Genomic DNA, 25,646 nt, shown 5'->3' with positions numbered 1-25,646 from the left:
CATGGCGGAGAACAGCCCGCTGAAGGCCCACAACCTCCGGCCTGCCCCGGGCGCCAAGACCGCCAAGACCCGTGTGGGTCGTGGTGAGGCGTCCAAGGGTAAGACCGCAGGCCGTGGTACCAAGGGTACGAAGGCTCGTTACCAGGTTCCGGAGCGCTTCGAGGGTGGCCAGATGCCCCTCCACATGCGTCTCCCGAAGCTCAAGGGCTTCAAGAACCCGTTCCGCACGGAGTACCAGGTCGTGAACCTGGACAAGCTCTCGACGCTCTACCCCGAGGGTGGAGAGGTCACGGTGGCCGACCTGGTCGCCAAGGGCGCTGTGCGCAACAACCACCTCGTCAAGGTCCTCGGACAGGGCGAGATCTCCGTAGCGCTGCAGGTTTCGGTTGACGCCGTCTCCGGCTCCGCCAAGGAGAAGATCACCGCCGCCGGCGGTACGGTCACCGAGCTCGTCTGAGCCGCGGGACAGAACTGAGCCTGGCCGGCTGCCTCTTCGGAGGTGGCCGGCCAGGCTTTTTCGTGTTTGTGGCGCTGTACGGGAACCGTAAAGGCTCGGGAAAGGTTGAACGGGTGTCCACCGCACCGGCGGTGGGGGAGCCGAGGGGCTTTCACGTCCTAAATGGTGTGGCTTGGCCGGTCTTTCACGGCGTGGGGCGGGGAGTGGGCGTTGCACCGGTGTGCAGTGCGTGTTTCCTGCTCAGTCCCGGGCCGGGTAGGGTGGCGCCGTTAATCTTTTGTGGCCTCCTTACGATGTAGGGCTGCCTTGTATCCGATCCCATCCAGTCCCATCCAGACCCGTCGCCTCTGACGCATAGCGCGGGGGTCGCAGGAGGCACCGTGTTCACCGCGTTCGCCCGAGCGTTCAAGACGCCCGACCTGCGCAAGAAGCTGCTCTTCACGCTCGGCATCATCGTGCTCTACCGGCTCGGGGCTCACATCCCGGCGCCCGGAGTCGACTACGCGAAGGTCCAGCAGTGCATCGACCAGGCCGATTCGGGTGGCCTGCTCGGTCTGATGCAGATGTTCAGCGGTGGCGCCCTGTTGCAGATCACCATCTTCGCGCTCGGCATCATGCCGTACATCACGGCCAGCATCATTCTTCAGCTGCTGACCGTGGTGATCCCCCGACTGGAAGCCCTCAAGAAGGAGGGACAGTCCGGCACGGCCAAGATCACGCAGTACACGCGTTATCTGACCGTCGCGCTGGCCATCCTCCAGGGCACCGGCCTCGTCGCGACCGCCCGGAGCGGGGCGCTGTTCCAGAACTGCTCCGTCGGCGACCAGATCGTGGCCGACAAGTCCATCTTCACGACCCTGGTCATGGTCATCACCATGACCGCCGGTACCGCCGCCGTCATGTGGCTCGGTGAGCTCATCACCGACCGAGGCATCGGCAACGGCATGTCGATCCTCATGTTCATCTCGATCGCCGCCACGTTCCCCGGTGCCCTGTGGGCCATCAAGGAGAGCGGCAAGCTGGCCGACGGCTGGATCGAGTTCGGCACGGTCATCCTCATCGGCTTCGTCATGGTCGCCCTCGTCGTCTTCGTCGAGCAGGCCCAGCGCCGGATCCCGGTCCAGTACGCGAAGCGCATGATCGGTCGCCGGTCCTACGGCGGTACGTCCACGTACATCCCGCTGAAGGTGAACCAGGCGGGTGTGATTCCCGTCATCTTCGCCTCGTCGCTGCTCTTCATCCCGTCACTGATCGTCCAGTTCTCCGGCTCCACCGCGGGCTGGGCCACCTGGATCCAGGACCACTTCGTGACGGGTGACCACCCGTATTACATCGCGGTGTACTTCGTACTCATCGTGTTCTTCGCCTTCTTCTACGTGGCCATTTCGTTCAACCCCGACGAAGTCGCCGACAACATGAAGAAGTATGGTGGCTTCATCCCGGGCATCCGGGCAGGTCGACCTACTGCCGAGTACCTGAGCTACGTGCTCAACAGGATCACTTGGCCGGGCTCGCTGTACCTGGGCCTGATCGCTCTTGTGCCGACGATGGCGTTGGCAGGCTTCGGCGGTGCGAACCAGAACTTCCCGTTCGGCGGGACGAGCATCCTCATCATCGTGGGTGTCGGTCTGGAAACCGTGAAGCAGATCGAGAGTCAGCTCCAGCAGCGCAATTACGAAGGGTTCCTCCGCTGATGCGAATCGTCCTCGTCGGGCCTCCGGGTGCCGGCAAGGGAACGCAGGCTGCGTACCTTGCCAAGAACCTGTCGATTCCGCACATCTCCACGGGCGACCTCTTCCGCGCCAACATCAGCCAGGGCACCGACCTTGGCAAGCAGGCCCGCGCCTACATGGACGCAGGCCAGCTGGTGCCGGACGAAGTCACCATCGGGATGGCCAAGGACCGCATGGCCCAGTCGGACGCCGTGAACGGCTTCCTGCTGGACGGCTTCCCGCGGAATGTGGGCCAGGCCGAAGCCCTTGACGTGATGCTCAAGGACGAGGGCGTGAAGCTCGACGCGGTCCTCGATCTCGAGGTCCCCGAGGAAGAGGTCGTGAAGCGGATCGCGGGTCGCCGCATCTGCCGCAGCGACAGCGCGCACGTCTTCCACGTGACGTACAACCCGCCGAAGACCGAGGGCGTCTGCGACGCCTGCGGCGGCGAGCTGTACCAGCGGGACGACGACAGCGAGGAGACGGTCCGGACCCGGCTGGAGGTCTACCACACGCAGACCGAGCCGATCATCGACTACTACCGGGCCCAGGGCCTGGTGGTGACCATCTCCGCGCTCGGCAAGGTCACCGAGGTGACCGCCCGCGCCATGGAGGCGCTGAAGTCCGACGAGGGCTGAGCCCCACCCCGTACCACCGCTGTGCAGTCGGCCGCGGCGCCCCAGGGCGCCGCGGCCGACTGCTTGCGCCCGTATCGTTGAGTGGGCCCGCAGCGGACCCGTAACCCGTCACCGTCACCCGTCGATGCAGAGAGGCGCCGAGCAATGGTGCAGATCAAGACCCCCGAGCAGATCGCGAAGATGCGCGAGGCCGGGCTGGTGGTCGCTGCCATTCACGCGGCCACCCGTGAGGCGGCCGTGCCCGGCGCCACCACGAAGGACCTGGACCAGGTCGCCCGCAAGGTGATCGCCGACCACGGAGCGAAGTCGAACTTCCTCGGTTACGGCGGGTTCCCCGCGACCATCTGCACCTCGGTCAACGAGGTGGTCGTCCACGGCATCCCGGACGACAAGACGGTCCTCAAGGACGGCGACATCATCTCGATCGACGCCGGCGCGATCGTGGACGGCTGGCACGGCGACGCCGCGTACACCGCCTTCGTGGGCACCGGTCACGCTCCGGAGCTGGTCGAGCTCTCCCGGGTGACGGAGGAGTCGATGTGGGCCGGGATCGCCGCGATGAAGGTGAACAACCGCCTCGTCGACATCTCCAAGGCGATCGAGTCCTACATCCGCCGCCAGCCCCGCCCGGCCACCGGTAAGTACGGGATCATCGAGGACTACGGCGGCCACGGCATCGGTACCGAGATGCACATGGACCCGCACCTGCTGAACTACGTCTCCCGCAAGCGCGGCAAGGGCATCAAGCTGGTCCCGGGCGTCTGCCTGGCGATCGAGCCCATGGTCTCGCTGGGTACGGCGCAGACGGAGGTCCTGAGCGACGACTGGACGGTCCTGACGACGGACGGCACCTGGTCCTCGCACTGGGAGCACTCCATCGCGCTCACCGAGCAGGGCCCGCTGGTCCTGACCGCCCCGGACTGCGGCCGGGCGAAGCTCGCGGAGTACGGCATCGAGGCGGCGCCCGACCCGCTGGCCTGAGCCCGGATGGCCTGATGCAACCCTTCCGGTAGGTCTAAGGATCACCGGTAGTGGGCAAACTTGACGGATTCGTCTTTTGGAGTCCGCTGACGTAGACTGACTCGTCGGCTCTGGTGCATCCGTGTGTCTGCATGCAATCACATGTACGGCACAAGATCGCAAGAGCCGATCAAGGTAGCCGATTCGAAAGGCGAAGCGTGGCCAAGAAGCAAGGTGCCATCGAGATTGAGGGCACCGTGATCGAGTCCCTCCCGAACGCAATGTTCAAGGTGGAGCTCCAGAACGGTCACAAGGTCCTGGCGCACATCAGCGGCAAGATGCGGATGCACTACATCCGTATTCTCCCGGATGACCGGGTCGTGGTGGAGCTCTCTCCGTACGACCTGACGCGTGGCCGGATCGTCTACCGATACAAGTAGATCTTGCCGGCACCCCGTTTCGGCGGGTGATGGCACTGACCCGGAGAACCTGACATCCCATGAAGGTCAAGCCGAGCGTCAAGAAGATCTGCGACAAGTGCAAGGTGATCCGCCGTCACGGTCGGGTCATGGTCATCTGCGACAACCTGCGCCACAAGCAGCGCCAGGGCTGACGCACGACCGCCTGCATCTCGCAGTTCTTCGCGCGACGCACGTAATACGTACATACGCAGTGCCCGTCCAAGCCACGGCTGACGACACCTCCGGCGGGGGCCGGAGACCCGGGCGTACCACCTCTCCCAGTGAGCGGTCGGCGGTCGGGAGTGGCATTGCGGAAGACCCCCGAAATAACAACTGGAGCCATTGAATGGCACGCGTTTCAGGTGTTGACATCCCGCGCGAAAAGCGCGTGGAGGTTGCCCTCACCTACGTCTTCGGTATCGGGCGCACCCGGTCCAAGGAGATCCTCGCCAGCACCGGCGTGAACCCGGACGCCCGCGTTCGCGACCTTGCCGAGGAAGACCTCGTCAAGATCCGCGAGTACGTGGACGCCAACCTCCGCACCGAGGGTGACCTCCGCCGCGAGGTCCAGGGCGACATTCGCCGCAAGATCGAGATCGGCTGCTACCAGGGCATTCGTCACCGCCGTGGTCTGCCGGTCCACGGTCAGCGCACCAGCACGAACGCGCGTACCCGCAAGGGCCCGCGTCGCGCCATCGCCGGTAAGAAGAAGCCGGGCAAGAAGTAGTCCTCAGCGGACGCACTGCGCAATCCGGGTTTCCGGACCACCGCAGCATCCAGCGGTCTTCGCTGTAGGACCGATCACCTCCCCTCTCCATCTGGAGTCAAGACATGCCCCCCAAGGGTCGTCAGGGCGCAGCCAAGAAGGTGCGTCGCAAGGAAAAGAAGAACGTCGCTCACGGGCACGCGCACATCAAGAGCACGTTCAACAACACCATCGTCTCGATCACGGACCCCTCGGGCAACGTGATCTCCTGGGCCTCCGCCGGCCACGTCGGCTTCAAGGGCTCGCGCAAGTCCACCCCCTTCGCCGCGCAGATGGCCGCCGAGTCGGCCGCCCGCCGCGCGCAGGAGCACGGCATGCGCAAGGTCGACGTCTTCGTCAAGGGTCCCGGCTCCGGCCGTGAGACCGCGATCCGCTCCCTCCAGGCCACGGGCCTCGAGGTCGGTTCGATCCAGGACGTCACCCCGACGCCGCACAACGGCTGCCGTCCGCCGAAGCGTCGCCGCGTCTGATGCGCCGCGGCCGGTGACGGCCGTGCGTCAGTAGCGCCGGGTCCGGGCGGTACGCCTCATATGGGGCGTACCGCCCGTACCCTTGTTACATCTGTCGGGCATCAAATAGTGGGTGCCCCTGACTGAAGGATCACCACATGCTTATCGCTCAGCGTCCGTCGCTGACCGAAGAGGTCGTCGACGAATTCCGCTCCCGGTTCGTGATCGAGCCGCTGGAGCCGGGCTTCGGTTACACCCTCGGCAACTCCCTCCGCCGTACCCTCCTCTCCTCGATCCCCGGTGCCGCTGTCACCAGCATCCGGATCGACGGGGTCCTGCACGAGTTCACCACCGTGCCGGGCGTCAAGGAGGACGTCACCGACCTCATCCTCAACATCAAGCAGCTGGTCGTCTCCTCGGAGCACGACGAGCCCGTCGTGATGTACCTGCGCAAGCAGGGCCCGGGTCTGGTCACCGCCGCCGACATCGCGCCCCCGGCCGGTGTCGAGGTGCACAACCCCGACCTCGTTCTCGCCACGCTCAACGGCAAGGGCAAGCTGGAGATGGAGCTGACCGTCGAGCGCGGTCGCGGCTACGTCTCCGCCGTCCAGAACAAGCAGGTCGGCCAGGAGATCGGCCGGATCCCGGTCGACTCGATCTACTCGCCGGTGCTCAAGGTCACGTACAAGGTCGAGGCGACCCGTGTCGAGCAGCGCACCGACTTCGACAAGCTGATCGTCGACGTCGAGACCAAGCAGGCCATGCGTCCCCGTGACGCCATGGCGTCGGCCGGTAAGACCCTGGTCGAGCTGTTCGGTCTGGCGCGCGAGCTCAACATCGACGCCGAGGGCATCGACATGGGCCCGTCCCCGACGGACGCCGCTCTCGCCGCCGATCTGGCTCTGCCGATCGAGGAGCTGGAGCTCACGGTCCGCTCGTACAACTGCCTCAAGCGCGAGGGCATCCACTCCGTGGGTGAGCTCGTGGCCCGTTCCGAGGCGGACCTGCTCGACATCCGCAACTTCGGTGCGAAGTCGATCGACGAGGTCAAGGCGAAGCTGGCCGGTATGGGCCTCGCGCTGAAGGACTCGCCTCCCGGCTTCGACCCGACCGCCGCGGCGGACGCCTTCGGCGCCGATGACGATGCGGATGCGGGTTTCGTGGAGACCGAGCAGTACTGATCGCCTCCGGCGGGGGGTGCCCGGTTTTGAGGGTGCCCCCGTGCCGGGATGAGGCTTTGTCCTCAATCGCCGGACGGGCTTGAATTTGGCTGATGTCCGGCAGCTATGACTTCCGTGAGGCGTCCGCTTCACGGGAACTGACACCGGTACCTGATACGGCCGGTGCAGCACACAAGGAGAATCACCATGCCGCGTCCCGCAAAGGGTGCCCGTCTGGGCGGCAGCGCCGCGCACGAGCGTCTGCTCCTCGCCAACCTGGCGAAGTCGCTGTTCGAGCACGGCCGCATCACGACGACCGAGGCCAAGGCCCGCCGCCTGCGTCCGGTCGCCGAGCGCCTCGTCACCAAGGCGAAGAAGGGCGACATCCACAACCGTCGCCTGGTGCTGCAGACGATCACGGACAAGAGCATCGTGCACACGCTCTTCACCGAGATCGCCCCCCGCTACGAGAACCGCCCCGGTGGTTACACGCGTATCACCAAGATCGGCAACCGTCGTGGCGACAACGCCCCGATGGCGGTCATCGAGCTGGTCGAGGCGCTGACCGTGGCCCAGCAGGCCACCGGTGAGGCCGAGGCAGCGACGAAGCGCGCGGTCAAGGAAGACACCCTCAAGAAGGACGAGGCCCCCGCGGCCGAGTCCGAGGTCGTCGAGGACGCCAAGCCGGTCGAGAAGGCCGACGAGGAGTCCAAGGACGCCTGAGCGTCTTAAGGACCACGGGACGGGCCCGCATCACCCTTCGGGGCGGTGCGGGCCCGTTCTGCTGACCGGACGGGATAAGGAGATACGGGTGAGTGACGAGGCGGAGCCCGGGTTCGTACGGGTGCGGCTGGACCTGGCCTACGACGGCAAGGACTTCTCCGGCTGGGCGAAGCAGACCAGCCGGCGCACGGTGCAGGGCGAGATCGAGGACGCGCTGCGGACCGTGACCCGGTCGGCCGTGACGTACGACCTGACGGTGGCGGGGCGCACGGACGCCGGGGTGCACGCGCGGGGTCAGGTGGCGCATGTGGACCTGCCGGAGGCGGTGTGGGCGGAGCACGAGGAGAAGCTGCTGCGGCGGCTGGCGGGGCGGCTTCCGCTGGATGTACGGATCTGGCGAGCGGCCCCCGCCCCGGCCGGGTTCAACGCCCGCTTCTCCGCGCTCTGGAGGCGCTACGCCTACCGAGTCGGTGACCGGCCGGGCGGGGTGGACCCGCTGACGCGCGGTCATGTGCTGTGGCACGACCGGCCGTTGGACGTGGACGCGATGAACGAGGCGGCCGCGCTGATGGTGGGGGAGCACGACTTCGCCGCGTACTGCAAGAAGCGCGAGGGCGCGACCACCATCCGCACGCTCCAGAAGCTGAGTTGGGTACGGGATCCGGCTTCGGGTGTCCTCACCGCGACCGTGCAGGCCGACGCGTTCTGCCACAACATGGTGCGGGCGCTGATCGGGGCGGCGTTGTTCGTGGGGGACGGGCGCCGGCCGGCCGCCTGGCCCGCCGAGGTGCTCGCGGCGAAGGTGCGCGACCCCGGGGTGCACGTGGTGCGGCCGCACGGGCTGACGCTGGAGGAAGTGGCGTACCCGGCCGACGAGTTGCTCGCCGCGCGTGCCGCGGAGGCCCGTAACGTCAGGACGCTGCCGGGGGCCGGGTGCTGCTGAGGCCGGGGGTGTTCAACTGCTCCGGCTGCGGCGGCACTCGGCCCTGAAGTGGCGGGCGAAGGCGATGACGCCCCACACGATCAGGACGTTGAGCAGCGCCCCGGCGCCGTGGAACAGGGGGGCGAGGAGGCTGAACCCGGCCTCCTCGGTGCCCGGCCCGTCGCCGGTCAGCGGCGCCGACAGGTACAGCAGGACGAGCAGCGCGATCCCGCCCGGGAAGGTGGCCAGGGTCAGCGGTATCCGGCCGCCCTCCGGCTGTCCGGCGATCTCTTGGGCCAGGGCGGCGGCCGTGACCAGGCCGATGTAGCCGGCGGCGAGGAGGCGGGCCCTGCGGGGGCCGGGGGTGCTCATGGAGTCGTCCTTCGGGCGGTGAGGACGTGCGCCCACGGCTCGTCGACGTCGGCCAGGCCCAGCACGGCGACCACGTTGTCGAGCATCCCGGCACCGAACCAGCGCCGTACGGCCTCGTCGTCGCCGAGCAGTCGGCGCACGGTGTCGACCTGCTTGGCGTAGCACCGGCGTACGGCCTCCGCCACCAGCGGCTCGCCCGTGGCGCAGTTCGCGTGCATGAGGAAACGCAGGATGTTCCGGTCCTCGACGAGCGCGGCGTAGGCGTCGCGCGCCGCGTCCAGTGCCGGGCCCGTCCCGCCCGCCGTCGGCGCGTGCGCGAGGAGGGTCTCGGTCATCACGACGGACACATGGTCGACGGTCGCCGCGAACAGGGCTTCCTTGTTCGGGTACAGCCGGTAGAGATACGGCTGGGAGATGCCGACCCATTGGGCCATCTCGTGCGTCGTCGTGCCGTAGAAACCCTTTTGCGCGAAGCAGTCGACCGCCGCGGCCACCAGGGCCCGACGGCGTTCGTCGCTCTTTGTGCTGGTACCGGCGGCGGGCATGGGCGTCAGTTAAACACGGCCTCCCTCAGCCTCCAAAAGGGCCCTCAGCCTCCGAAAGGAACGCTGAGGCCCTGCTCGGAGGGCGCGTCGTGGGGGGTGAGCGCCTCGATGGCCACGAGCGGGTTCCAGTAGTCCAGGTAGTGGGTGATGCGTGCGTCGTCGTCGGTCCGGACGACGGAGATGCAGGTCTGCTCGTACGGCTTGCCGGTCGGCCGTGCGGTGCCCGTGGAGCGGAACTCGGCGATCACGAGACTCGGGTCGACCGTCTCGTGGAAGACCAGGTCGCCGAACTCGACGTCGAAGGTCTCGGGGAAGTGCCTCATGTGCGCGACCAGCGCGTCCCGTCCCGCCACCCGTCGCTCCACGCCGTCCGGCGCGAACGGGAACTCGAGCACCGCGTCCGGGGCGAACAGCGTCACCCATTCGTCGACGCGTCCCGCGGCGGTGAGGCGCAGGTGTTCGGCCACGGCGTGCTGGGCGGCGGCGCGGCGGTCGGCGTCGGTGTCGTTCTGCTCGGCTGTCATGGCGACTCCTTGGTTAGTGGTCGACCTATAACTTAGCAGCTCACAGAGACCGCGTCGATCGTCGGACGCTGATCGAAGAAGGCCCGGCGGGCGGTGTCCGGCTACTGGGCGGGTTCCGCCGCCGCCTGCGAAGCCTGGACCCGGCCGCGCTGGTGGATCTGGCGGAAGACGAAGTTCGCCAGGTCGTCACCGACCGCGAAGACGTCTCTGTCCTTGGCGGTGACGCGGGTGCCGTCGGTGAAGCCGCCGACGGTGAAGTAGGCGTACCGGCCGTAGGAGTTGGTGGTGCGACGGCAGACCGTGCCGCCGCGGCAGAAGGTGGGCACGCCCGCGCCGCTGAGGGAGGCGAGGCCGCCCGCCGCCTGGTCGACCGTCTTCCGTGCGCGGGCCTCGGTGTCGAAGACCGCGATGCCGACGGTGACGGCCACCCCGTCCTTGCTGTACGTCGCGCGGATGAGCTGCTTGCAGCCGTTCTTCGTGAGGACCGCGCCGAGGGCGCCCTGGGTGCCGGTCGCGCAGTCGGTGGTGCGGCCGGTGGCGCCCTTGGTGTGGACGCGGTCGCCCATGGCGAGCTTCCTGCCGGGGAAGAAGCCGTCGACGGTGATCGGCGCCTTGTCCTTGTCGGCGCTCGTTATGTATTCCTTCGGGTCCGGCGGGGGCGGCGGAGCCACCGACGAGAAGGACGGCGCGGGCGCCGAGGTGTCCTCGGGCAGTTCGGCCGGCGCCGGCAGTTTGCTCGCGCTGCCCGCCGGATCGCTCTTGCCGCCGCCCGTGGTGACCACGGCGGTCGCCACGATCGCGCCGACCACGGCGGTGGCCAGCACCCCGCCGCCGATCATCAGCCACCGTTTGCGGCGGGCTCGTGCTGCGGACTCCTCGGCGAGCGCGGCCCAGTCCGGAGTCCCGTTGTCCCCTGGCCCCCAGGAGGGCCCCCCTTGCCATGAACTCATGCGCGAATCCTAGGGCCTGCCGTTCGACCGGAAGCGCCGCCTTCGTAAACCGGTTGGGCCATCGCTTCGCGGACCGTGACAATGCTCTGTATGGGACATCTTGAAGCGGGCCACCTGGAGTACTACCTACCGGACGGGCGGGTGCTGCTCGGCGACGCCTCGTTCCGGGTGGCCGACGGAGCCGTTGTCGCCCTCGTCGGGGCGAACGGAGCGGGCAAGACGACCCTGCTGCGGCTGCTCGCCGGGGAGCTCCAGCCCCACGGCGGCACGGTCTCGGTGAGCGGCGGGCTCGGTGTGATGCCGCAGTTCGTGGGCTCGGTACGGGACGAGCGGACCGTACGGGACCTGCTGGTGTCGGTGTCGCAGCCCCGGATCAGGGAGGCCGCGAAGGCCGTCGACGCCGCCGAGGAACGCATTCTCACCGTCGACGACGAGGCCGCGCAGATGGCGTACGCGCAGGCGCTGAGCGACTGGGCCGAGGCGCGCGGGTACGAGGCCGAGACGGTCTGGGACATGTGCACCATGGCCGCGCTGGGCGTCCCGTACGAGAAGGCGCAGTGGCGTGAGGTGCGCACCCTCAGTGGCGGTGAGCAGAAGCGGCTGGTCCTGGAGGCGCTGCTGCGCGGCCCCGACGAGGTGCTCCTCCTGGACGAGCCGGACAACTATCTGGACGTCCCCGGCAAGCGCTGGCTGGAGGAGAAGCTCAAGGAGACCCGTAAGACGGTCCTGTTCGTCTCGCACGACCGCGAGCTGCTGTCCCGGGCCGCCGAGAAGATCGTCAGCGTCGAGCCGAGCGCGGCGGGCAGCGACGTATGGGTGCACGGTGGCGGCTTCGCCACCTACCACGACGCCCGCAAGGAGCGGTTCGCCCGCTTCGAGGAGCTGCTGCGGCGCTGGCAGGAGGAGCACGCCCGGCTGAAGGCGCTCGTCCTGCGGATGCGGCAGCAGGCGGCGAACAGCCCCGACATGGCCAACCGCTACCACGCGATGCAGACCCGCTTCAAGAAGTTCGAGGAGGCAGGCCCGCCGCCGGAGCCGCCGCGCGAGCAGGACATCAGGATGCGGCTGCGCGGCGGGCGGACCGGGGTGCGGGCGGTCACCTGCAAGAACCTGGAGCTGACCGGGCTGATGAAACCGTTCGACCTGGAGATCTATTACGGGGAGCGGGTCGCCGTCCTCGGTTCCAACGGGTCGGGCAAGTCGCACTTCCTGCGGCTGCTGGCGGGGGAGCCGGTGGCGCACACGGGGGAGTGGAAGCTCGGGGCGCGGGTCGTGCCGGGGCACTTCGCCCAGACCCACGCGCATCCGGAGCTGCTCGGCAAGACGCTGGTGGAGATCCTCTGGTCCGAGCACGCCAAGGACCGGGGCGGCGCGATGTCGGTGCTGCGGCGGTACGAGCTGGAGCGCCAGGGCGACCAGGCCTTCGAGCGGCTCTCCGGCGGGCAGCAGGCGCGGTTCCAGATCCTGCTCCTGGAGCTGGCGGGCACCACCGCGCTGCTCCTGGACGAGCCGACGGACAACCTGGACCTGGAGTCGGCGGAGGCGCTGCAGGACGGCCTGGAGGTGTACGACGGCACGGTGATGGCCGTCACGCACGACCGGTGGTTCGCGAAGTCCTTCGACCGGTACCTGGTCTTCGGTTCGGACGGGGTCGTACGGGAGACGTCGGAGCCGGTGTGGGACGAGCGGCGGGTCCAGCGGGCGCGGTGACCTCGGCGGTCGGCGGGGTGGTGGGGGTGCGGGGTGCCGTGCGGGGCCGTTGCGGGGGCGCTGCCCCCGGACCCCCGCGCCTCAAACGCCGGCGAGGCTGTAAAGGCGATCCCGAGCGCCAGCGGGGCTGGAAAGGCGGTCCCGAGCGCCGGTGGGGCTGGAGAGGCGGGGCCGGCAGGGGCCGGGCCGTTTTGACCCGTCCGGGGCACGGCGGGTACTGTCGAGGTTTGTTATACGTATCGGGTCGTCGTTCTCACGAGGCGGACCCCTGCGTAGGTTCTCTGGAGCAGTTACCAGTGGCTCGCATACGGGCAGCGTCCCGGCAGTGTGAGCCCCAGCTGCATGATCGCTTCAGGGGTGCCATGTGTTGTCTGGACCTCATCCACTAAGAAGCGAAGGCTACGAAGTGCGTACGTACAGCCCCAAGCCCGGCGATGTCACTCGCCAGTGGCACATCATTGACGCTCAGGACATCGTCCTGGGCCGTCTGGCCACCACGGCCGCGAACCTCCTCCGAGGCAAGCACAAGGCGATCTACGCCCCCCACATGGACATGGGCGACTTCGTCATCATCATCAACGCCGACAAGGTTCACCTGTCCGGCAACAAGAAGACCCAGAAGATGGCGTACCGCCACTCGGGCTTCCCGGGCGGTCTCCGTTCGGTGCGCTACGACGAGCTTCTCGCGAAGAACCCCGAGAAGGCCGTCGAGAAGGCCATCAAGGGCATGATCCCCAAGAACACCCTGGGCCGTCAGATGATCTCGAAGCTCAAGGTCTACGCGGGCGACCAGCACCCGCACGCTGCTCAGCAGCCGGTCCCGTTCGAGATCACCCAGGTCGCGCAGTAGTTCCGGCCACCCCCTAAGACATACAGAAAGATCTGAGGAGCATCGTGGCCGAGACCACTGTTGAGACGACCACCGACGACACGGTGGGCACCGAGGGCGAGGAGACGTTCGCCGAGGTGACCACCTTCGAGTCCGAGGTCCCCGTCGAGGGTGAGTACACCTCCGAGTCGCTCGCGGGCCGCTTCGGCGACCCGCAGCCCGCCGCCGGCCTTGGCCGTCGCAAGAACGCCATTGCCCGCGTCCGGATCATCCCGGGCACCGGCAAGTGGAAGATCAACGGTCGCACCCTTGAGGACTACTTCCCCAACAAGGTGCACCAGCAGGAAGTCAACGAGCCCTTCAAGGTGCTCGAGCTCGACGGTCGCTACGACGTCGTGGCCCGCATCTCGGGTGGTGGCGTGTCCGGTCAGGCCGGCGCCCTGCGCCTCGGTGTGGCCCGCTCGCTGAACGAGGCGGACGTGGACAACAACCGCGCCACGCTGAAGAAGGCCGGCTTCCTCTCCCGCGACGACCGTGCGGTCGAGCGCAAGAAGGCCGGTCTCAAGAAGGCCCGTAAGGCCCCGCAGTACAGCAAGCGCTAAATCGCCTGCTCGTCCGCGTTACACGTTCGCCCCGGCGGCACACTCCGTGCTGCTGGGGCGTTCGTTTATCGGGCCCCGCAGGCGTATAACGGCATAAGACGTTCATCGGCCCGCACTCTCGTACTCCGCGCACACCTCGCGCGCGTGAGCCGCGCCATGCCGCCCGCCCGGCCGTTTTGCTGTTTTCGTAGTTGTGGTTGTTTAGTTTCGCTTTGCTTTGGTTTTTGTGGTTTCGGAGCACCTCGGAGGACACCAGTGGGACGACTCTTCGGTACGGACGGAGTGCGCGGTGTCGCCAATGCGGATCTGACGGCCGAGCTCGCGCTCGGTCTTTCGGTCGCGGCGGCGCACGTACTCGCCGAGGCGGGCACCTTCGCCGGCCATCGCGCGACCGCCGTGGTCGGCCGCGACCCCCGGGCATCCGGAGAGTTCCTGGAAGCCGCCGTCGTGGCCGGTCTGGCCAGCGCGGGCGTGGACGTCCTGCGCGTCGGCGTGCTGCCGACGCCGGCCGTCGCGTACCTCACCGGCTCGCTCGGCGCGGACATCGGCGTGATGCTCTCCGCGAGCCACAACGCGATGCCCGACAACGGCGTCAAGTTCTTCGCCCGCGGCGGCCACAAGCTCGCCGACGAGCTGGAGGACCGGATCGAGACGGTCTACGAGCAGCACCGCACCGGTGAGCCGTGGACCCGCCCGACCGGCGCGGGCGTCGGCCGGGTCACCGACTACACGGAGGGCTTCGACCGTTACGTCGCCCACCTCATCGGCGTCCTCCCCAACCGGCTCGACGGGCTGAAGGTCGTCCTGGACGAGGCGCACGGCGCTGCCGCCCGGGTCTCGCCCGAGGCGTTCGCCCGGGCCGGGGCCGAGGTCGTCACCATCGGCGCCGAGCCGGACGGCCTGAACATCAACGACGGCTGCGGCTCCACCCACCTGGAGCTGCTGCGCGCCGCCGTCGTCGAGCACGGCGCCGACCTCGGCATCGCCCACGACGGCGACGCCGACCGCTGCCTGGCCGTGGACGCGGCGGGCGAGGAGGTCGACGGCGACCAGATCCTCGCCGTACTGGCCCTCGCCATGCGGGAGGCCGGGCAGCTCCGCAAGGACACCGTCGTCGGCACCGTGATGTCGAACCTCGGCTTCAAGATCGCCATGGAGCGCGAGGGTATCCACCTCGTCCAGACGGCGGTCGGCGACCGTTACGTCCTGGAGTCGATGAAGGCCGAGGGCTTCGCGCTCGGCGGCGAGCAGTCCGGCCACGTCATCGTCCTGGACCACGCCACGACCGGCGACGGCACGCTGACCGGCCTGATGCTGGCGGCCCGGATCGCCGCCACCGGCCGCGGCCTCGCCGAGCTGGCCGGGGTCATGCAGCGCCTGCCCCAGGTGCTCATCAACGTCCCCGACGTCGACAAGTCCCGGGTCACCACCTCGCCCGAGCTGGCCACCGCGGTGACCGAGGCCGAGCGCGAGCTCGGCTCGACCGGGCGGGTGCTGCTGCGCCAGTCGGGTACGGAGCCGCTGGTACGGGTCATGGTCGAGGCCGCCGACATCGAGCAGGCGCGCGCGGTCGCGGGCCGGCTGGCCGATGTGGTGAAGTCCGCGCTGGGCTGAGCCGCCGCCTCATCGACGTACGGAAGCCCCGTAGGCGTACGGAAGTTTCATGGACGTACGGAAGCCCCCGGCGTGCTCGCCGGGGGCTTCTGCGCGCGCCGGGCCCGCCACAGCGCCTTCTCCAGCAGCAGCGTCAGCGTGCCGGCGAGGACGATCCCGCCGAGGTTGGCGAGCAGCTGCTGCCCGGAGCCGATCGTTTGCTGGTAGTCGGAGTAGCTGAACGCGACGGCCGCGTTGGCGGCGGCCGGGACCGTCGTCACGGAGATCGCCACGCCGATCAGGGCCCCGGACTTCGCCGACGTCAGGGAGAGCGTCCCGGCGATGCCCGCCAGGAACGCCACGATGAACGACATCCAGTCCGGCTGCCAGATGAACCCGGTGATGGGCCGCTCCGCCTCGATCATCGACTTCTCGAACAGCCCGAAAACGTCCAGCAGCCAGGAGAACCCCGCGGTGACGATCATCGCCAGCGCGAAGCCGCCGATCAGCGCCCACAGTGAGCGCACCACCAGCCGGGGCGCGCGCTGCACGATGGCCGTGGAGATCCCGGCCAGCGGGCCGAACTCCGGGCCGACCGCCATCGCGCCCACGATCAGCACCGCGTTGTCGAGCATCACCCCGCAGGCGGCGAGCATGGTGGCGAGGGCGAGGAAGGAGACGTAGGTGATGGAGAACGTCGACTCCTCGTGCGTCGCCTCCGTCAGCTCCTCCCACAGCACCGCGTCGGCGCCGTCGCCCGGCGCCTCGTGCTCGGCCTTGTCGGCGTGCGAGGAGAGCGTCAGGTCGAGGTGCTCGACGCTGATCGCCCCGGACTCGGCGATTCCCAGGCGGCGCAGCGCACCGATCAGCTCGTCACCGGCCTCGCGCGCCACATCGCACATCACCACGTCCCCGGCGGGGGAGCGGGCCGCGCCGGGCAGGACCACGAGGTGGGCGGTGCCGACGGTGGACTCCAGGAGCGTGACGACCTCGTCGGTGGTCGTGTCGGGCACGATGAGACGCAGATGCAGCACGCGGCCGGCCCTCCCGGGGCTGAGCGGTCAGAGCTTGCGCAGGGACAGCTTCTGGACCTTGTGGTCCGGGCCCTTGCGGAGCACCAGGGTGGCACGGCCGCGCGTCGGAGCCACGTTCTCCAGCAGATTCGGCTTGTTGATGGTCCGCCACATGGTGCGCGCGTAGTCCAGCGCCTCCTCCTCGGAGACCTGGGTGTACTTGCGGAAGTACGAGGACGGGTCCTGGAACGCCGTGTCGCGCAGCTTGCGGAAACGATTCAGGTACCAGGTCTCGATGTCGTCGGCGCGCGCGTCCACGTACACGCTGAAGTCGAAGTAGTCGGCGAGCCCGACCCTCGTACGGCCGTCCCGGCCCGGCAGGGCGGGCTGGAGGACGTTGAGCCCCTCCACGATGAGGATGTCCGGGCGGCGCACGGTGAGCCGCTCGCCGGGGACGATGTCGTAGATCAGGTGCGAGTAGACGGGCGCGGTCACCTCGTCCTTGCCCGCCTTGATGTCCGCGACGAACCGGGTCAGCGCCCGCCGGTCGTAGGACTCCGGGAACCCCTTGCGCGAGGTCAGCCCGCGCGAGCGGAGCTCCTTCATCGGCAGCAGGAACCCGTCCGTGGTCACCAGCTCGACGCGCGGGTGCTCCGGCCAGCGGGCGAGCAGGGCCTGGAGGATACGGGCGCTGGTGGACTTGCCGACGGCGACACTGCCCGCGACCCCTATGACGAACGGGGTGCCGCGCTGCGCCCCGTGCCCGTTCCCGGCGTCCCCGAGGAAGGTGTTCAGCGCCCCGCGCAGCCCGGAGGTGGCCTGGACGTACAGGTTGAGGAGCCGGGAGAGCGGCAGGTAGACGTCCCGCACCTCGTCCAGGTCGATGACGTCGCCGAGCCCCCGCAGCCGCTCCACCTCGTCGGCGGTCAGCGGCAGCGGGGTCTTGTCCCGCAGGGCGCTCCATTCGTCGCGTGAGAGGTCGACGTAGGGGGTCGGCGCATGCTCGGTGCGGCGCTGCGGGCTCCGTGCGGGCGAAGTGATCACGTCTTCATTGTTGCGGGAGTTTTAACGGAGTGGGGGGTGGGGTCGGTCACGTGGGTGCCTGGCCGGTGGCCCGGGGACGGCACGCGGGTCCGGTGTCCGCTCCCCTGTGCCGGACACCGGACCCGTGTGCTTCCGCCGGGACGGCCGTACGGTCAGGGCTTCTGCCCCTTGCGGTCGACGACAGCGGCGTGGGTGCGGGCGACGTCGATGAGCACGTCGCCGCGCTTCTGGACCGTGTCCGGGGCGCCGCTGTCCCCGGGGATCGTGTGCGTCCTGGTGACGACGTCACGGTTTCCCGCGTAGCTGTAGTCCACCGGGTCGATGAGGATCTCGCGTCGGCTGTCGCCCTCGTCGTACTTACGGGTCACGGCGATGACCTCGCGGCCGGAGGCGTCCCGGATCAGGTGGCCGGTCACCTTCACGCCCCCCACCGTGGCCATCGCCCGGTAGATCCGGGCCAGCGCGTCCGGCGGGATCGGGTACGACTCCAGCAGGACGGACAGGGCGCGGAAGGTGTGCTCGTCCTCGGCCTCGGGAGGCCCGTCGGGCCCGCTGCCGGTGGGGAAGACCTCGCGCAGCCGCGCGAGGAGCGCCTCCGGGTCCTCCGGCAGGGCGGCGGCGATCCGGTAGGACTCGCGGGCGGTCCGGTAGTCCGTGTCGGACTCGTCGTTCTCGGCGGCCTTGTCGTCGTAGGGGACCCACCGCTCGGGGCTGTACGCCATGGGGATCTTCTTCCGGATCTCTTCCGGCAGCTCCTCCCACTGCTGCGCCTGCTGGGCGTCCACCTCCCGGAGGTAGATCCACTGGTCGGGGCGCGGCTCCGACGGCACCTCCTGCCGCTCCAGGTAGTCGGCGGCCCGGTTCAGCGCGGCGGCCGGGCTGGACAGGTCGAGGTCGCCCGCGACGGTTGCCGGGGCCGAGGGTTCGGGGGCGGAGGTGCCGACGACCTGGGTGAGGACCAGGGCCGCCGCGGTGACCGCCACCACCGCGCCGAGCGAGGCGATCCGCCAGTCCCGCAGCATCGGCCTCAGCCTCAGCGCGAGGGTGCGGCGCTCGCCGTTGCCCGCGATGGCGTCGGTCAGGCGCTCGCGGCCGGGGGCGAGGCCGGCCCGGTCGGGTACGGGGGCGTCGGCGCGCAGCTCGCGCAGCCGGGTCATTTCGTCCATGACGGGTTCAGCTCCTGTCCGGCCGGGGCGGGCGACGGGTCGAGTGCCGAGGTGAAGGCGGGGTCGGTGCTCAGCGCCTCACGGACCTTGCGGCGGGCCCGGTTCAGCCGGGACCTGACCGTGCCGAGCGGTATCCGCAGCGCGTCGGCCACTTCCTGGTAGCCGAGGTCGGCCCAGGCGACGAGCAGCAGGACGTGCCGGTCACCGGGCGACAGCGCGGCGAGCGCCCCCGCCAGTGGCGCCTGCACGGCGATCCGGTCATCCGCCCGGTCGCTCCAGGACGCGGCGACGGGGTCGTGTCCGGTACGGGCCAGGGCCTTCAACGCCCGTACCTCGGTACGCCGGTGCTTGCCGATCAGGTTGGCGGCGATGCCGTACAGCCAGGGCCGGGCCAGCCGGTGCGCGGTGTCGTAGCGGTCCCGGGTGCGGAACGCGATGAGGAACGTCTCCGCCGTGATGTCGTCCGCCGGGCCCTCCCCGAGCCGGCGGGCCGCGTAGCGGTGGATGTCCGGGGCGTGCCGGTCGTAGAGCCCGGCGAAGAGCTCGGGCTCGGCGAGGGACCGGGCGATGACGTCCGCGTCGTCGGCGGGGCGGGTGACGCCGGTGTCGTCCCCGCCGTCGCTTCCGGCGTCGGTGCCGGGGCGTGCCGGAGGTGGTCCGGTCACTGCGCCTCCAGGGGTGAGTCGGTCGGTGTGTCGGGTCACCCCTGTTGCCCGCAGCGGCCGGAAAGGTTCACGGGCGCGTGGCACCCGCCGCCACGCGCCCGTGAACCCTCCTGCCTCAGGTGGTCTGCCTCAGGCGTCCTGCGGATACCAGCGCAGCTCGACGGTGTTGCCGTCCGGGTCGTACACGTACAGGGAGGTGGCCGAGCCCCGGGCTCCGGAGCGGCGGCCAGGTCCCTCCTTCACGTCGAAGACGCCGGAGTCGATGACCTCCTGCCAGTCGAGCGGCTCGACGGCGAGGCAGATGTGGTCCACGTTCGACTCACCGCGCGGGCGGCTGAAGAAGTCGATGATCGTGTTCGGGTTGATGCGGACCGAGGGGAACGAGACCTTGCCGGCCCGCCACTCCTCGACCCGTACGGGCGCGAGGCCGAGCAGCCCGCAGTAGAACGTGAGGGACCGCTCGACGTCCTGCACGTTGAGGACGATGTGGTCGAGGTCCTTGACCCGCACGGCGGGGGATACGGACACGGCTCAGCCCTCCGAGGCGTACGTGACGAAGTCCGCCCAGGCGGCCGGGGTGAAGCCGAGGTGGGGGCCGCCGGTGGGGAGTTGCTTGGAGTCGCGTACGTGGACGGCGGCGGGGGCGGTGGCGACCTCGACGCAGTCGGGGCCGTCGTTGGTGCTGTAGCTGCTCTTGAACCACGTCAGCTCGGTGGCGCTCATGTCTCTCCCAGCAGTTTCTCGATGAATTCCCGCGACAGCCGGGGCGTGAGGGCCTGTGACCGGATGAGGTTGTAGCGCATCTCCAGGATCTGCACCTGCCTCGGATCGGTGATCAGCCCGCTGATGAGCTGAACCTCGTTGTGCCCGACGGTCTTTCCGTCCTTGAGCTTAAGGATGCGGTGCGAGCCACCGAGGCCCGCGTGCTCCTCCGCCTCCGTCGGCATGACCTGGATCTCGACATGCCGCAACTGGCTCAGATCAAGCAGATGTTCGAGCTGTCGTCGCAGGACCATTCTGCCTCCGGTCCGCCGCCGGAGTGTCGCCTCTTCCTGGACAAAGGTCAGCAGCGGAGCGGGGCGGCGGTCGAACACCACCTGCCGGGCCATCCGAGCGGTCACCAAGCGTTCGATGTCGTCCTCGGCGTACGCGGGCCGACGCTGTGCGTACAGCGCGCGGGCGTACTCCTCGGTCTGGAGCAGCCCGTGGATCACCACCCCTGCATACGCGCCGAGTTCGATCGCCTCCGCCTCCAGCTTCGCCAGGTCGCGGACCTTCCTCGGATACCGCGCCTCCTCCACGTCCTTCTTCATCGCCGAGACCTTGCCGTTCGCCCCGACGGCCGCGTCCGTCTTGTCCAGGAACTCCGGCTTGGGGATACGCCTCCCGCCCTCGACCTTGAAGACGAGGTTCTCGCTGTAGCCGATGATCGAGCCCAGCTCGGCTGCGCGTAATCCGGCTCCTTCGCGCCACAGCTTGATCTGCCGTCCCACGGCTGCGATGACCGCGCCGGAGTCGTCCTCCAGGCCGAACTCCCGGTCCTCTTCGGTTCCGTCGATCATCTGCCGTACCCGCCTTCATTCCGTGCGCCCGCGCGGCGGACGCCGTACCTACGGGGACAGCCCTGTACACACCAGGGACAGTGACGGTCCGTACCCGTGTCAGCACTTCTCAGCGTAGATACGCGCGGCCACGCTGAGTGACGTGAACCGAAAAATCACCCAACCGCGTGCACGCACCGGACAGTTCGCCGTCCAGCTCTCCGCCACCCGCCGGGGCGCCCGCCTCGCCCGGCTGCTCGCCACCGAGCAACTGCGCTCCTGGGGGCTGCCGCTGGAGGACGCGAGCCTCGTCATCGGTGAGCTGGCGACCAACGCGGCGCTGCATGGCTACGTCCCGGGGCGGGACTTCCGGATCCTGCTGAGCGTGTACGACGACGTGCTGCGCATCGAGGTGGCCGACACCCGGGGCGACAGCCTCCCGCAGAAGCAGGAGCCGGCCGCCGACTCCGAGAGCGGGCGCGGGCTGCTGCTCGTGGAGGCGCTGTCGGTGCGGTGGGGCACGGAGCACGGCCCGTTCCCGCGCAAGACGGTCTGGGCGGAGGTGGCCCTCACCGGATCGTGACTGCCGCGACCCGGTGGACCGGGATCCGGTGAGCCGGGACGTGGGTGACCGCGACGTGGTGGACCGCGTCGTGGTCGGCCACGACGTAAAAGCTTTTAAGTACTTGCTTTAAGTACTGGAGAAATAACCCAACCCAACCCAACCCGGGGCGCCGTCACCCACACGGGTGAAGTGTGCCAACCGGGCTGGATTTTGGCCCGGTTGGCGGGCATATGCTCACGCTGACCACCACCACAGACATGAGACGGCCCCCGGCCGGGACTGGCATCCCGACCGAAGGCCTGACCACCGAGGAAGTAGGAGCTTCCCGATGGATACCCAGCAGATTAGCGCGCCCTCGCGCGCCCCGTCCTCCGGCGTCGTGCACATCAACATCCGCCTCACCGACGGCTACACGATCATCTCCAACCGCCTCTCCCAGCACCGGGGCATGTCCCTGCTGGCGATCGGCCTCGGCACCCACATCCAGTCGCTGCCCGCCGGAAGGCGCATCGGCATCAAGGTGCTGGCCGCGACCTTCCCGGAGAGCGAGGCGGCCATCGCGGCCGGGCTGCGGGAGCTGGAGCACCACGGCTTCCTGCGCCGCACCCGGGAGCGGGTGGGAGGCGGCCGGGTGGCCACGCGCACGGAGTCGTACAACCACCCGGAGGCGGCGGCCCGGCGCGCGGGCCCGACTCCCGTACGGGACCGTGGGCCCGTTCCCGTACGGGAGCCTGGGCCCGTTCCCGTACGGGACCGTGGGCCCGTTCTCGCACCGGAGCCTGAGCCCGAACCCGTACGGGAGCCTGAGCCCGAACCCGTACGGGAGCCTGAGCCCGAACCTGTACGGGAGTCGGAGGCCGAACCCGTACAGGAGAAGCCCGCCCCCGCCCCCCGGCTCGTCCCGCCGCCCACCGCGCCCAAGCCACCGCCCCCGGCGCTGCCCGGTCCGTGCCGTCCCAGCGAGGCGCTGTACGCGGCGGCGGCCGACCTGCTGGCCGGGCTGCGACGTACGGCGCCCGTCTTCGTCCTCTCCGAGGACGACGTGCGGCGGCTCGTTCCCGGTGTCGCCGCCTGGCTGGAGCGGGGGATGCGGCCCGATGCCGTACGGGAGGTGCTCACCGACGACCCGCCCGTACCGCTCCGGCACCCGGCGAAGCTGCTCCGCCACCGCCTGACCGCGCTTCTCCCGCCGCCGTTGCCCGTCGCCGCGCCGGTTGTCCCCCTCCAGACCTGTGAGGACTGCGACCGGGCGTTCCGGTCATCGGTTCCCGGGGTGTGCCGGGGGTGCGGTGACGCTCGTGCGGACGGTGCCGAGCCACTTCGCCTGAGCGCGTGAAAGAGAAGAAGAGGAAGCCAGTGATGTCCGTACGTGTGAACCGGGTGGATGCCCGGCGAGGGCCTGCTGATGCCGCCCAGCTCTATCATGGGCTCCGACGGGGCGTGACCGTCACCAGTGGAGAGGTGCATGCCATGAGTTCTGCGGATTCCGAGCAGCCGATCCACCCGCCGACCCGCCCGCGACAGACGGTCGAGGAGCTGCTGGCTGCGAAGGGGACGCGACCGATCGCTTCCCTGGATGACCTCACAGCCGACACTTTCGGGACGGACGAGGAGGTCGAGGAGTTTGTGGCCTTCACCTACTCCGAGCGCCGACGCGACGTCGCCTGAGCCGCCGGAGACCCCTCATCACCTTCGTCACCCTCGGCGAGCTGACGCAGTGGGCGGAGATCCGGAACTGGGGCGGCCCGCGCCGCCAAGAGCTTGCCGACTGGGTTTCCGCGATTCCCGTCCTGCCCGCTGACGAGGCGGTGGCCGCGACCTGGGGCAGGCTCTCCGCCGCAGGGCGGAAGGCCGGGCTGCCCCAGCCGGTCAACGACATGTGGATCGCAGCCTGCTGTCTCACCTACGACCTGCCTCTTGCGACGCTGAACCTGAAGGACTACGCGTATTTCAGGGAGCACCACCGGCTGCGCATTCTCGGCGAGCAGTAAAACTTCGGGCGGCGTGTCGATCGGGGGCCGGCCCGTTCGTCGTCATCGTGTAAGGCGACCCGCACCCGGCGGGCGCTCCACACAGGTGACAGGAGTCGGACCATGAAGTACATGCTGCTGATCCACAGCGGGGCCGTCGACGAGCAGGGCGGGGCGCCGCAGTGCACCGTCGAGGACTGGATGGCCTACGACAAGGACGTACGCGACGCGGGGATCCTCGTCTCCGGGGAGTCCCTGGCCGATCTGGTGACCGCGACCACCGTGCGGGTCTCGCCGGCCGGGGAGCGGACCGTGACGGACGGGCCGTTCGCGGAGACGCGGGAGCTGCTGGGCGGGTTCCTCGTCATCGACGTGCCGGATCTCGACACCGCCCTCGACTGGGCCGCCCGCTGTCCCGGCGCGCGGGACGGCGGCTCGGTCGTCGTCCGGCCGGTCGCGGACTTCGGGGGCTGAGAGCGGTGGCGGACGAGGGAGTGCCCTCGGGGGAGGACGCGTTCTCCGGACAGGCCGGTGCGGCCGTCGAGGCCGTGTTCCGGGAGGAGCGCGGGCTGCTGCTCGCCTCCCTCGTACGCCGGTTCGGGGATCTCGACCTGGCCGAGGAGGTGACGTCCGAGGCCATCGAGGCGGCCCTGCGCCACTGGCCCGCCGAGGGCGTCCCCGCCCAGCCCGGGGCCTGGCTGCTGACGACCGCGCGGCGCAAGGCCGTGGACCGGCTGCGGCGGGACCAGGCGTACGCGGCGCGGCTCGCCGTCCTCCAGGCCGACGCGGAACGGGACGAGGCCGTCGCCGCACCGGCCGGGACGGGTGAACTGCCGGACGAGCGGCTCCAGCTGTTCTTCACCTGCGCCCACCCCGCGCTCGCCGCCGAGGACCGCACCGCCCTCACCCTGCGCTGCCTCGCCGGGCTCACCACGCCCGAGGTGGCGCGGGCCTTCCTCGTGCCGACGGCGACCATGGCCCAGCGGATCGTGCGGGCGAAGAAGAAGATCCGTGAGGCCCGGATCCCGTTCCGGGTGCCCGGCGCCGACGAGCTGCCCGAGCGGCTCCCCGGGGTGCTGCAGGTCGTCTACTCGGTCTTCACGGAGGGGTACGCGGCCAGCTCCGGCCCCCGTCTCCAGCGGCCGGCCCTGGCCGAGGAGGCGATCCGGCTGGCCCGGATACTGCACCGCCTGCTCCCCGCCGAACGGGAGAGCGCCGGGCTCCTCGCACTGCTGCTCCTCGTCCACGCCCGGCGCGCGGCGCGGACCGGTCCGGAGGGGGAGCCGGTGCTCCTGGAGGACCAGGACCGGGGGCTCTGGGACCGGGCGATGATCGAGGAGGGGCGTGCGCTGGTGGTACGGGCGCTGACCGGGGGGCCCGCCGGGCCGTACGGGGTGCAGGCCGCCATCGCCGCCCTGCACGACGAGGCGGCGGAGGTGGAGTCGACGGACTGGCCGCAGATCGTGGCCCTGTACGACGTGCTGCTCACCCTCACGCCGTCCCCCGTGGTCGCGGTGAACCGCGCCGTGGCGGTGGCGATGAGGGACGGGCCGGGGGCGGGTCTGGCGCTGCTCGACGCGCTGGGCGGGGAGCCCCGGCTGCGGGCGTACCAGCCGTACGCGGTGGCGCGGGGGGACCTGCTGAGCCGCCTGGGGCGGGGCGGGGAGGCGGCTGCGGCGTACCGGGAGGCGCTGGAGCTGGCGGGCACCGAGCCGGAGCGGGCTGTGCTGCTGCGGAAGCTGGGGGAGGGGCCGGAGGGGCGGTGAGGGAGCGGGGCGGGGCGGGGCGGCGGGCTCGCGCGCAGCTGATGCCGGGCGACCCTCAGCCCTTGACCGTGAACCCCGCCGCCTTCGGCACGAACGTCCTGCCGCCGTCCTCCGCGGAGGCCAGGACCGCCACGTGCCAGGGGCCCTTCGGCGATTCGGCCGCCTCCGCGGCGGTGACCTTGACGGTGTACGTGCAGAGCGTGGCCTTGTCCCCGGAGGGCCCGGACGGCTCGCAGGTGGCGGACTCCACGTGGGCCATCTCCTTCGCGTCCGGGGCGGGCGCCATGCTCCCGGGCCAGGCCAGCACCTTCAGGTTCCGGACGCCGGAATCGTCGGAGACCCGGGCGGTGAAGGTGAGCGAGCCGTCCTTGCCCTGACCCGGTGCGACGTACGCGACGGAGCCCTTCGTGACCGCGGGCCCGTCGCTCCCGGTCTCCCCGGCGAACGCGTAGGCGCCCGCCCCTCCCAGCAGGGCGACACCGGCGAGTGCGGAGATGGTGACGACACGCTTGGACATGGGGGCTCCTCGGTGGTGGTGCGGGC

33 protein-coding genes are annotated in these 25,646 nt (G+C 69.7%); 21 read left to right on the top strand and 12 right to left on the bottom strand.

The window, feature by feature from the left end:
• Position 1: 1 nt before the first annotated feature.
• From rplO to truA, 11 genes are all read left to right on the top strand, one after another.
• Positions 2 to 457 (top strand): 50S ribosomal protein L15, encoded by a 456-nt coding sequence (gene rplO, locus IE264_RS31250; protein WP_015610735.1) that lies wholly within the window; start codon positions 2 to 4, stop codon positions 455 to 457.
• Between the two features lie 380 nt (positions 458 to 837).
• Positions 838 to 2,151: a preprotein translocase subunit SecY gene (secY, locus tag IE264_RS31245; RefSeq protein WP_032756447.1), complete on the top strand. Its 1,314-nt coding sequence runs from the start codon at positions 838 to 840 to the stop codon at positions 2,149 to 2,151.
• A complete protein-coding gene (locus tag IE264_RS31240) occupies positions 2,151 to 2,807 on the top strand; it encodes an adenylate kinase (RefSeq protein WP_032756445.1) in 657 nt (218 codons plus the stop codon). Before secY ends, IE264_RS31240 begins: the two co-directional genes overlap by 1 nt.
• Positions 2,808 to 2,951: 144 nt before the next feature.
• Positions 2,952 to 3,788: a type I methionyl aminopeptidase gene (gene map / locus IE264_RS31235; RefSeq protein WP_032756443.1), complete on the top strand. Its 837-nt coding sequence runs from the start codon at positions 2,952 to 2,954 to the stop codon at positions 3,786 to 3,788.
• 197 nt (positions 3,789 to 3,985) lie between these two features.
• The gene (gene infA / locus IE264_RS31230) at positions 3,986 to 4,207 is read left to right on the top strand and encodes a translation initiation factor IF-1 (protein ID WP_003956442.1); all 222 of its coding nucleotides are present in this window, start codon (positions 3,986 to 3,988) and stop codon (positions 4,205 to 4,207) included.
• A 59-nt stretch (positions 4,208 to 4,266) separates the two neighbouring features.
• Entirely contained in the window at positions 4,267 to 4,380 is a 114-nt protein-coding gene (gene rpmJ / locus IE264_RS31225) for a 50S ribosomal protein L36 (protein ID WP_003956441.1), read from the top strand.
• Between the two features lie 194 nt (positions 4,381 to 4,574).
• Complete coding sequence (gene rpsM / locus IE264_RS31220; protein WP_007446719.1) at positions 4,575 to 4,955, top strand: 30S ribosomal protein S13; 381 nt, start codon at positions 4,575 to 4,577, stop codon at positions 4,953 to 4,955.
• Positions 4,956 to 5,059: 104 nt separating this feature from the next.
• Positions 5,060 to 5,464 (top strand): 30S ribosomal protein S11, encoded by a 405-nt coding sequence (gene rpsK / locus IE264_RS31215; RefSeq protein ID WP_003956432.1) that lies wholly within the window; start codon positions 5,060 to 5,062, stop codon positions 5,462 to 5,464.
• 137 nt (positions 5,465 to 5,601) lie between these two features.
• On the top strand, positions 5,602 to 6,624 hold the full coding sequence (locus tag IE264_RS31210; protein ID WP_003966937.1) for a DNA-directed RNA polymerase subunit alpha: 1,023 nt from the start codon (positions 5,602 to 5,604) through the stop codon (positions 6,622 to 6,624).
• 186 nt (positions 6,625 to 6,810) lie between these two features.
• Complete coding sequence (gene rplQ / locus IE264_RS31205; protein ID WP_015610740.1) at positions 6,811 to 7,326, top strand: 50S ribosomal protein L17; 516 nt, start codon at positions 6,811 to 6,813, stop codon at positions 7,324 to 7,326.
• Between the two features lie 88 nt (positions 7,327 to 7,414).
• On the top strand, positions 7,415 to 8,269 hold the full coding sequence (gene truA / locus IE264_RS31200) for a tRNA pseudouridine(38-40) synthase TruA (RefSeq protein WP_031127470.1): 855 nt from the start codon (positions 7,415 to 7,417) through the stop codon (positions 8,267 to 8,269).
• 12 nt (positions 8,270 to 8,281) lie between these two features.
• On the opposite strand, the gene IE264_RS31195 is transcribed toward truA, so the two are convergent.
• From IE264_RS31195 to IE264_RS31180, 4 genes are all read right to left on the bottom strand, one after another.
• A complete protein-coding gene (locus IE264_RS31195; RefSeq protein ID WP_051821792.1) occupies positions 8,282 to 8,620 on the bottom strand; it encodes a hypothetical protein in 339 nt (112 codons plus the stop codon).
• Positions 8,617 to 9,165, bottom strand: coding sequence for a TetR/AcrR family transcriptional regulator (locus IE264_RS31190; RefSeq protein ID WP_015610743.1), 549 nt, complete (start codon positions 9,163 to 9,165; stop codon positions 8,617 to 8,619). Before IE264_RS31190 ends, IE264_RS31195 begins: the two co-directional genes overlap by 4 nt.
• A gap of 44 nt (positions 9,166 to 9,209) precedes the next feature.
• Entirely contained in the window at positions 9,210 to 9,689 is a 480-nt protein-coding gene (locus IE264_RS31185) for a nuclear transport factor 2 family protein (protein WP_032756439.1), read from the bottom strand.
• 101 nt (positions 9,690 to 9,790) lie between these two features.
• Entirely contained in the window at positions 9,791 to 10,639 is an 849-nt protein-coding gene (locus tag IE264_RS31180; RefSeq protein WP_078657432.1) for a hypothetical protein, read from the bottom strand.
• Positions 10,640 to 10,729: 90 nt separating this feature from the next.
• Between IE264_RS31180 and IE264_RS31175 the strand changes: the two genes are divergently transcribed.
• From IE264_RS31175 to glmM, 4 genes are all read left to right on the top strand, one after another.
• On the top strand, positions 10,730 to 12,349 hold the full coding sequence (locus tag IE264_RS31175; protein ID WP_032756434.1) for an ABC-F family ATP-binding cassette domain-containing protein: 1,620 nt from the start codon (positions 10,730 to 10,732) through the stop codon (positions 12,347 to 12,349).
• A 406-nt stretch (positions 12,350 to 12,755) separates the two neighbouring features.
• Positions 12,756 to 13,199 carry a 50S ribosomal protein L13 gene (gene rplM / locus IE264_RS31170; protein WP_007453147.1) on the top strand — a complete coding sequence of 148 codons (444 nt, stop codon included), beginning with the start codon at positions 12,756 to 12,758 and terminating at the stop codon, positions 13,197 to 13,199.
• A gap of 44 nt (positions 13,200 to 13,243) precedes the next feature.
• Positions 13,244 to 13,780 carry a 30S ribosomal protein S9 gene (gene rpsI, locus IE264_RS31165; RefSeq protein WP_015610747.1) on the top strand — a complete coding sequence of 179 codons (537 nt, stop codon included), beginning with the start codon at positions 13,244 to 13,246 and terminating at the stop codon, positions 13,778 to 13,780.
• Between the two features lie 255 nt (positions 13,781 to 14,035).
• Positions 14,036 to 15,394, top strand: coding sequence for a phosphoglucosamine mutase (gene glmM / locus IE264_RS31160; RefSeq protein WP_032756432.1), 1,359 nt, complete (start codon positions 14,036 to 14,038; stop codon positions 15,392 to 15,394).
• A gap of 47 nt (positions 15,395 to 15,441) precedes the next feature.
• On the opposite strand, the gene IE264_RS31155 is transcribed toward glmM, so the two are convergent.
• From IE264_RS31155 to IE264_RS31125, 7 genes are all read right to left on the bottom strand, one after another.
• Entirely contained in the window at positions 15,442 to 16,407 is a 966-nt protein-coding gene (locus tag IE264_RS31155) for a DUF389 domain-containing protein (protein WP_032756430.1), read from the bottom strand.
• 27 nt (positions 16,408 to 16,434) lie between these two features.
• A complete protein-coding gene (coaA, locus tag IE264_RS31150; RefSeq protein ID WP_015610750.1) occupies positions 16,435 to 17,430 on the bottom strand; it encodes a type I pantothenate kinase in 996 nt (331 codons plus the stop codon).
• 152 nt (positions 17,431 to 17,582) lie between these two features.
• Positions 17,583 to 18,596 carry a CU044_5270 family protein gene (locus IE264_RS31145; protein WP_032756427.1) on the bottom strand — a complete coding sequence of 338 codons (1,014 nt, stop codon included), beginning with the start codon at positions 18,594 to 18,596 and terminating at the stop codon, positions 17,583 to 17,585.
• Positions 18,584 to 19,261, bottom strand: a complete 678-nt coding sequence (locus tag IE264_RS31140) for an RNA polymerase sigma factor (protein ID WP_032756424.1) — start codon at positions 19,259 to 19,261, stop codon at positions 18,584 to 18,586. Before IE264_RS31140 ends, IE264_RS31145 begins: the two co-directional genes overlap by 13 nt.
• 129 nt (positions 19,262 to 19,390) lie before the next feature.
• The gene (locus tag IE264_RS31135; protein ID WP_032756547.1) at positions 19,391 to 19,771 is read right to left on the bottom strand and encodes a VOC family protein; all 381 of its coding nucleotides are present in this window, start codon (positions 19,769 to 19,771) and stop codon (positions 19,391 to 19,393) included.
• Positions 19,772 to 19,792: 21 nt separating this feature from the next.
• A complete protein-coding gene (locus IE264_RS31130; RefSeq protein WP_032756422.1) occupies positions 19,793 to 19,984 on the bottom strand; it encodes a DUF397 domain-containing protein in 192 nt (63 codons plus the stop codon).
• On the bottom strand, positions 19,981 to 20,823 hold the full coding sequence (locus IE264_RS31125) for a helix-turn-helix domain-containing protein (protein ID WP_032756420.1): 843 nt from the start codon (positions 20,821 to 20,823) through the stop codon (positions 19,981 to 19,983). Before IE264_RS31125 ends, IE264_RS31130 begins: the two co-directional genes overlap by 4 nt.
• 142 nt (positions 20,824 to 20,965) lie before the next feature.
• Between IE264_RS31125 and IE264_RS31120 the strand changes: the two genes are divergently transcribed.
• The 6 genes from IE264_RS31120 (at position 20,966) to IE264_RS31095 (ending at position 25,103) form a co-directional block, all read left to right on the top strand.
• Positions 20,966 to 21,385, top strand: a complete 420-nt coding sequence (locus IE264_RS31120) for an ATP-binding protein (RefSeq protein WP_015610756.1) — start codon at positions 20,966 to 20,968, stop codon at positions 21,383 to 21,385.
• A 310-nt stretch (positions 21,386 to 21,695) separates the two neighbouring features.
• On the top strand, positions 21,696 to 22,703 hold the full coding sequence (locus IE264_RS31115; protein ID WP_032756417.1) for a hypothetical protein: 1,008 nt from the start codon (positions 21,696 to 21,698) through the stop codon (positions 22,701 to 22,703).
• Positions 22,700 to 23,035: a hypothetical protein gene (locus IE264_RS38185; RefSeq protein WP_229887855.1), complete on the top strand. Its 336-nt coding sequence runs from the start codon at positions 22,700 to 22,702 to the stop codon at positions 23,033 to 23,035. The genes IE264_RS31115 and IE264_RS38185 overlap by 4 nt, the downstream gene beginning before the upstream one ends.
• A complete protein-coding gene (locus tag IE264_RS38750) occupies positions 23,032 to 23,358 on the top strand; it encodes a PIN domain-containing protein (protein WP_051821791.1) in 327 nt (108 codons plus the stop codon). Before IE264_RS38185 ends, IE264_RS38750 begins: the two co-directional genes overlap by 4 nt.
• A gap of 102 nt (positions 23,359 to 23,460) precedes the next feature.
• A complete protein-coding gene (locus tag IE264_RS31100; protein ID WP_015610760.1) occupies positions 23,461 to 23,811 on the top strand; it encodes a YciI family protein in 351 nt (116 codons plus the stop codon).
• Positions 23,812 to 23,816: 5 nt separating this feature from the next.
• Positions 23,817 to 25,103 (top strand): RNA polymerase sigma factor, encoded by a 1,287-nt coding sequence (locus IE264_RS31095; RefSeq protein WP_032756413.1) that lies wholly within the window; start codon positions 23,817 to 23,819, stop codon positions 25,101 to 25,103.
• Positions 25,104 to 25,158: 55 nt separating this feature from the next.
• On the opposite strand, the gene IE264_RS31090 is transcribed toward IE264_RS31095, so the two are convergent.
• A complete protein-coding gene (locus IE264_RS31090) occupies positions 25,159 to 25,620 on the bottom strand; it encodes a DUF5707 domain-containing protein (protein ID WP_015610762.1) in 462 nt (153 codons plus the stop codon).
• Between the last annotated feature and the right edge of the window lie 26 nt (positions 25,621 to 25,646).

Source organism: Streptomyces microflavus (assembly GCF_014650075.1).
Taxonomy (GTDB): domain Bacteria; phylum Actinomycetota; class Actinomycetes; order Streptomycetales; family Streptomycetaceae; genus Streptomyces; species Streptomyces microflavus.
Note: the sequence above shows the minus strand (reverse complement) of the source record. Positions and strands in the feature narration are given on the sequence as shown.

Bases quoted from the DNA above. Each gene is read 5' to 3' on its own strand.
- rplO (WP_015610735.1), top strand. From the start codon at position 2: ATGGCGGAGAACAGCCCGCTGAAGGCCCACAACCTCCGGCCTGCCCCG.
- IE264_RS31240 (WP_032756445.1), top strand. From the start codon at position 2,151: ATGCGAATCGTCCTCGTCGGGCCTCCGGGTGCCGGCAAGGGAACGCAG.
- map (WP_032756443.1), top strand. From the start codon at position 2,952: ATGGTGCAGATCAAGACCCCCGAGCAGATCGCGAAGATGCGCGAGGCC.
- rpmJ (WP_003956441.1), top strand. From the start codon at position 4,267: ATGAAGGTCAAGCCGAGCGTCAAGAAGATCTGCGACAAGTGCAAGGTG.
- rpsM (WP_007446719.1), top strand. From the start codon at position 4,575: ATGGCACGCGTTTCAGGTGTTGACATCCCGCGCGAAAAGCGCGTGGAG.
- rpsK (WP_003956432.1), top strand. From the start codon at position 5,060: ATGCCCCCCAAGGGTCGTCAGGGCGCAGCCAAGAAGGTGCGTCGCAAG.
- IE264_RS31210 (WP_003966937.1), top strand. From the start codon at position 5,602: ATGCTTATCGCTCAGCGTCCGTCGCTGACCGAAGAGGTCGTCGACGAA.
- rplQ (WP_015610740.1), top strand. From the start codon at position 6,811: ATGCCGCGTCCCGCAAAGGGTGCCCGTCTGGGCGGCAGCGCCGCGCAC.
- IE264_RS31195 (WP_051821792.1), bottom strand. From the start codon at position 8,620: ATGAGCACCCCCGGCCCCCGCAGGGCCCGCCTCCTCGCCGCCGGCTAC.
- IE264_RS31190 (WP_015610743.1), bottom strand. From the start codon at position 9,165: ATGCCCGCCGCCGGTACCAGCACAAAGAGCGACGAACGCCGTCGGGCC.
- IE264_RS31185 (WP_032756439.1), bottom strand. From the start codon at position 9,689: ATGACAGCCGAGCAGAACGACACCGACGCCGACCGCCGCGCCGCCGCC.
- IE264_RS31180 (WP_078657432.1), bottom strand. From the start codon at position 10,639: ATGAGTTCATGGCAAGGGGGGCCCTCCTGGGGGCCAGGGGACAACGGG.
- IE264_RS31175 (WP_032756434.1), top strand. From the start codon at position 10,730: ATGGGACATCTTGAAGCGGGCCACCTGGAGTACTACCTACCGGACGGG.
- IE264_RS31145 (WP_032756427.1), bottom strand. From the start codon at position 18,596: ATGGACGAAATGACCCGGCTGCGCGAGCTGCGCGCCGACGCCCCCGTA.
- IE264_RS31130 (WP_032756422.1), bottom strand. From the start codon at position 19,984: ATGAGCGCCACCGAGCTGACGTGGTTCAAGAGCAGCTACAGCACCAAC.
- IE264_RS31125 (WP_032756420.1), bottom strand. From the start codon at position 20,823: ATGATCGACGGAACCGAAGAGGACCGGGAGTTCGGCCTGGAGGACGAC.
- IE264_RS31115 (WP_032756417.1), top strand. From the start codon at position 21,696: ATGGATACCCAGCAGATTAGCGCGCCCTCGCGCGCCCCGTCCTCCGGC.
- IE264_RS31100 (WP_015610760.1), top strand. From the start codon at position 23,461: ATGAAGTACATGCTGCTGATCCACAGCGGGGCCGTCGACGAGCAGGGC.
- IE264_RS31090 (WP_015610762.1), bottom strand. From the start codon at position 25,620: ATGTCCAAGCGTGTCGTCACCATCTCCGCACTCGCCGGTGTCGCCCTG.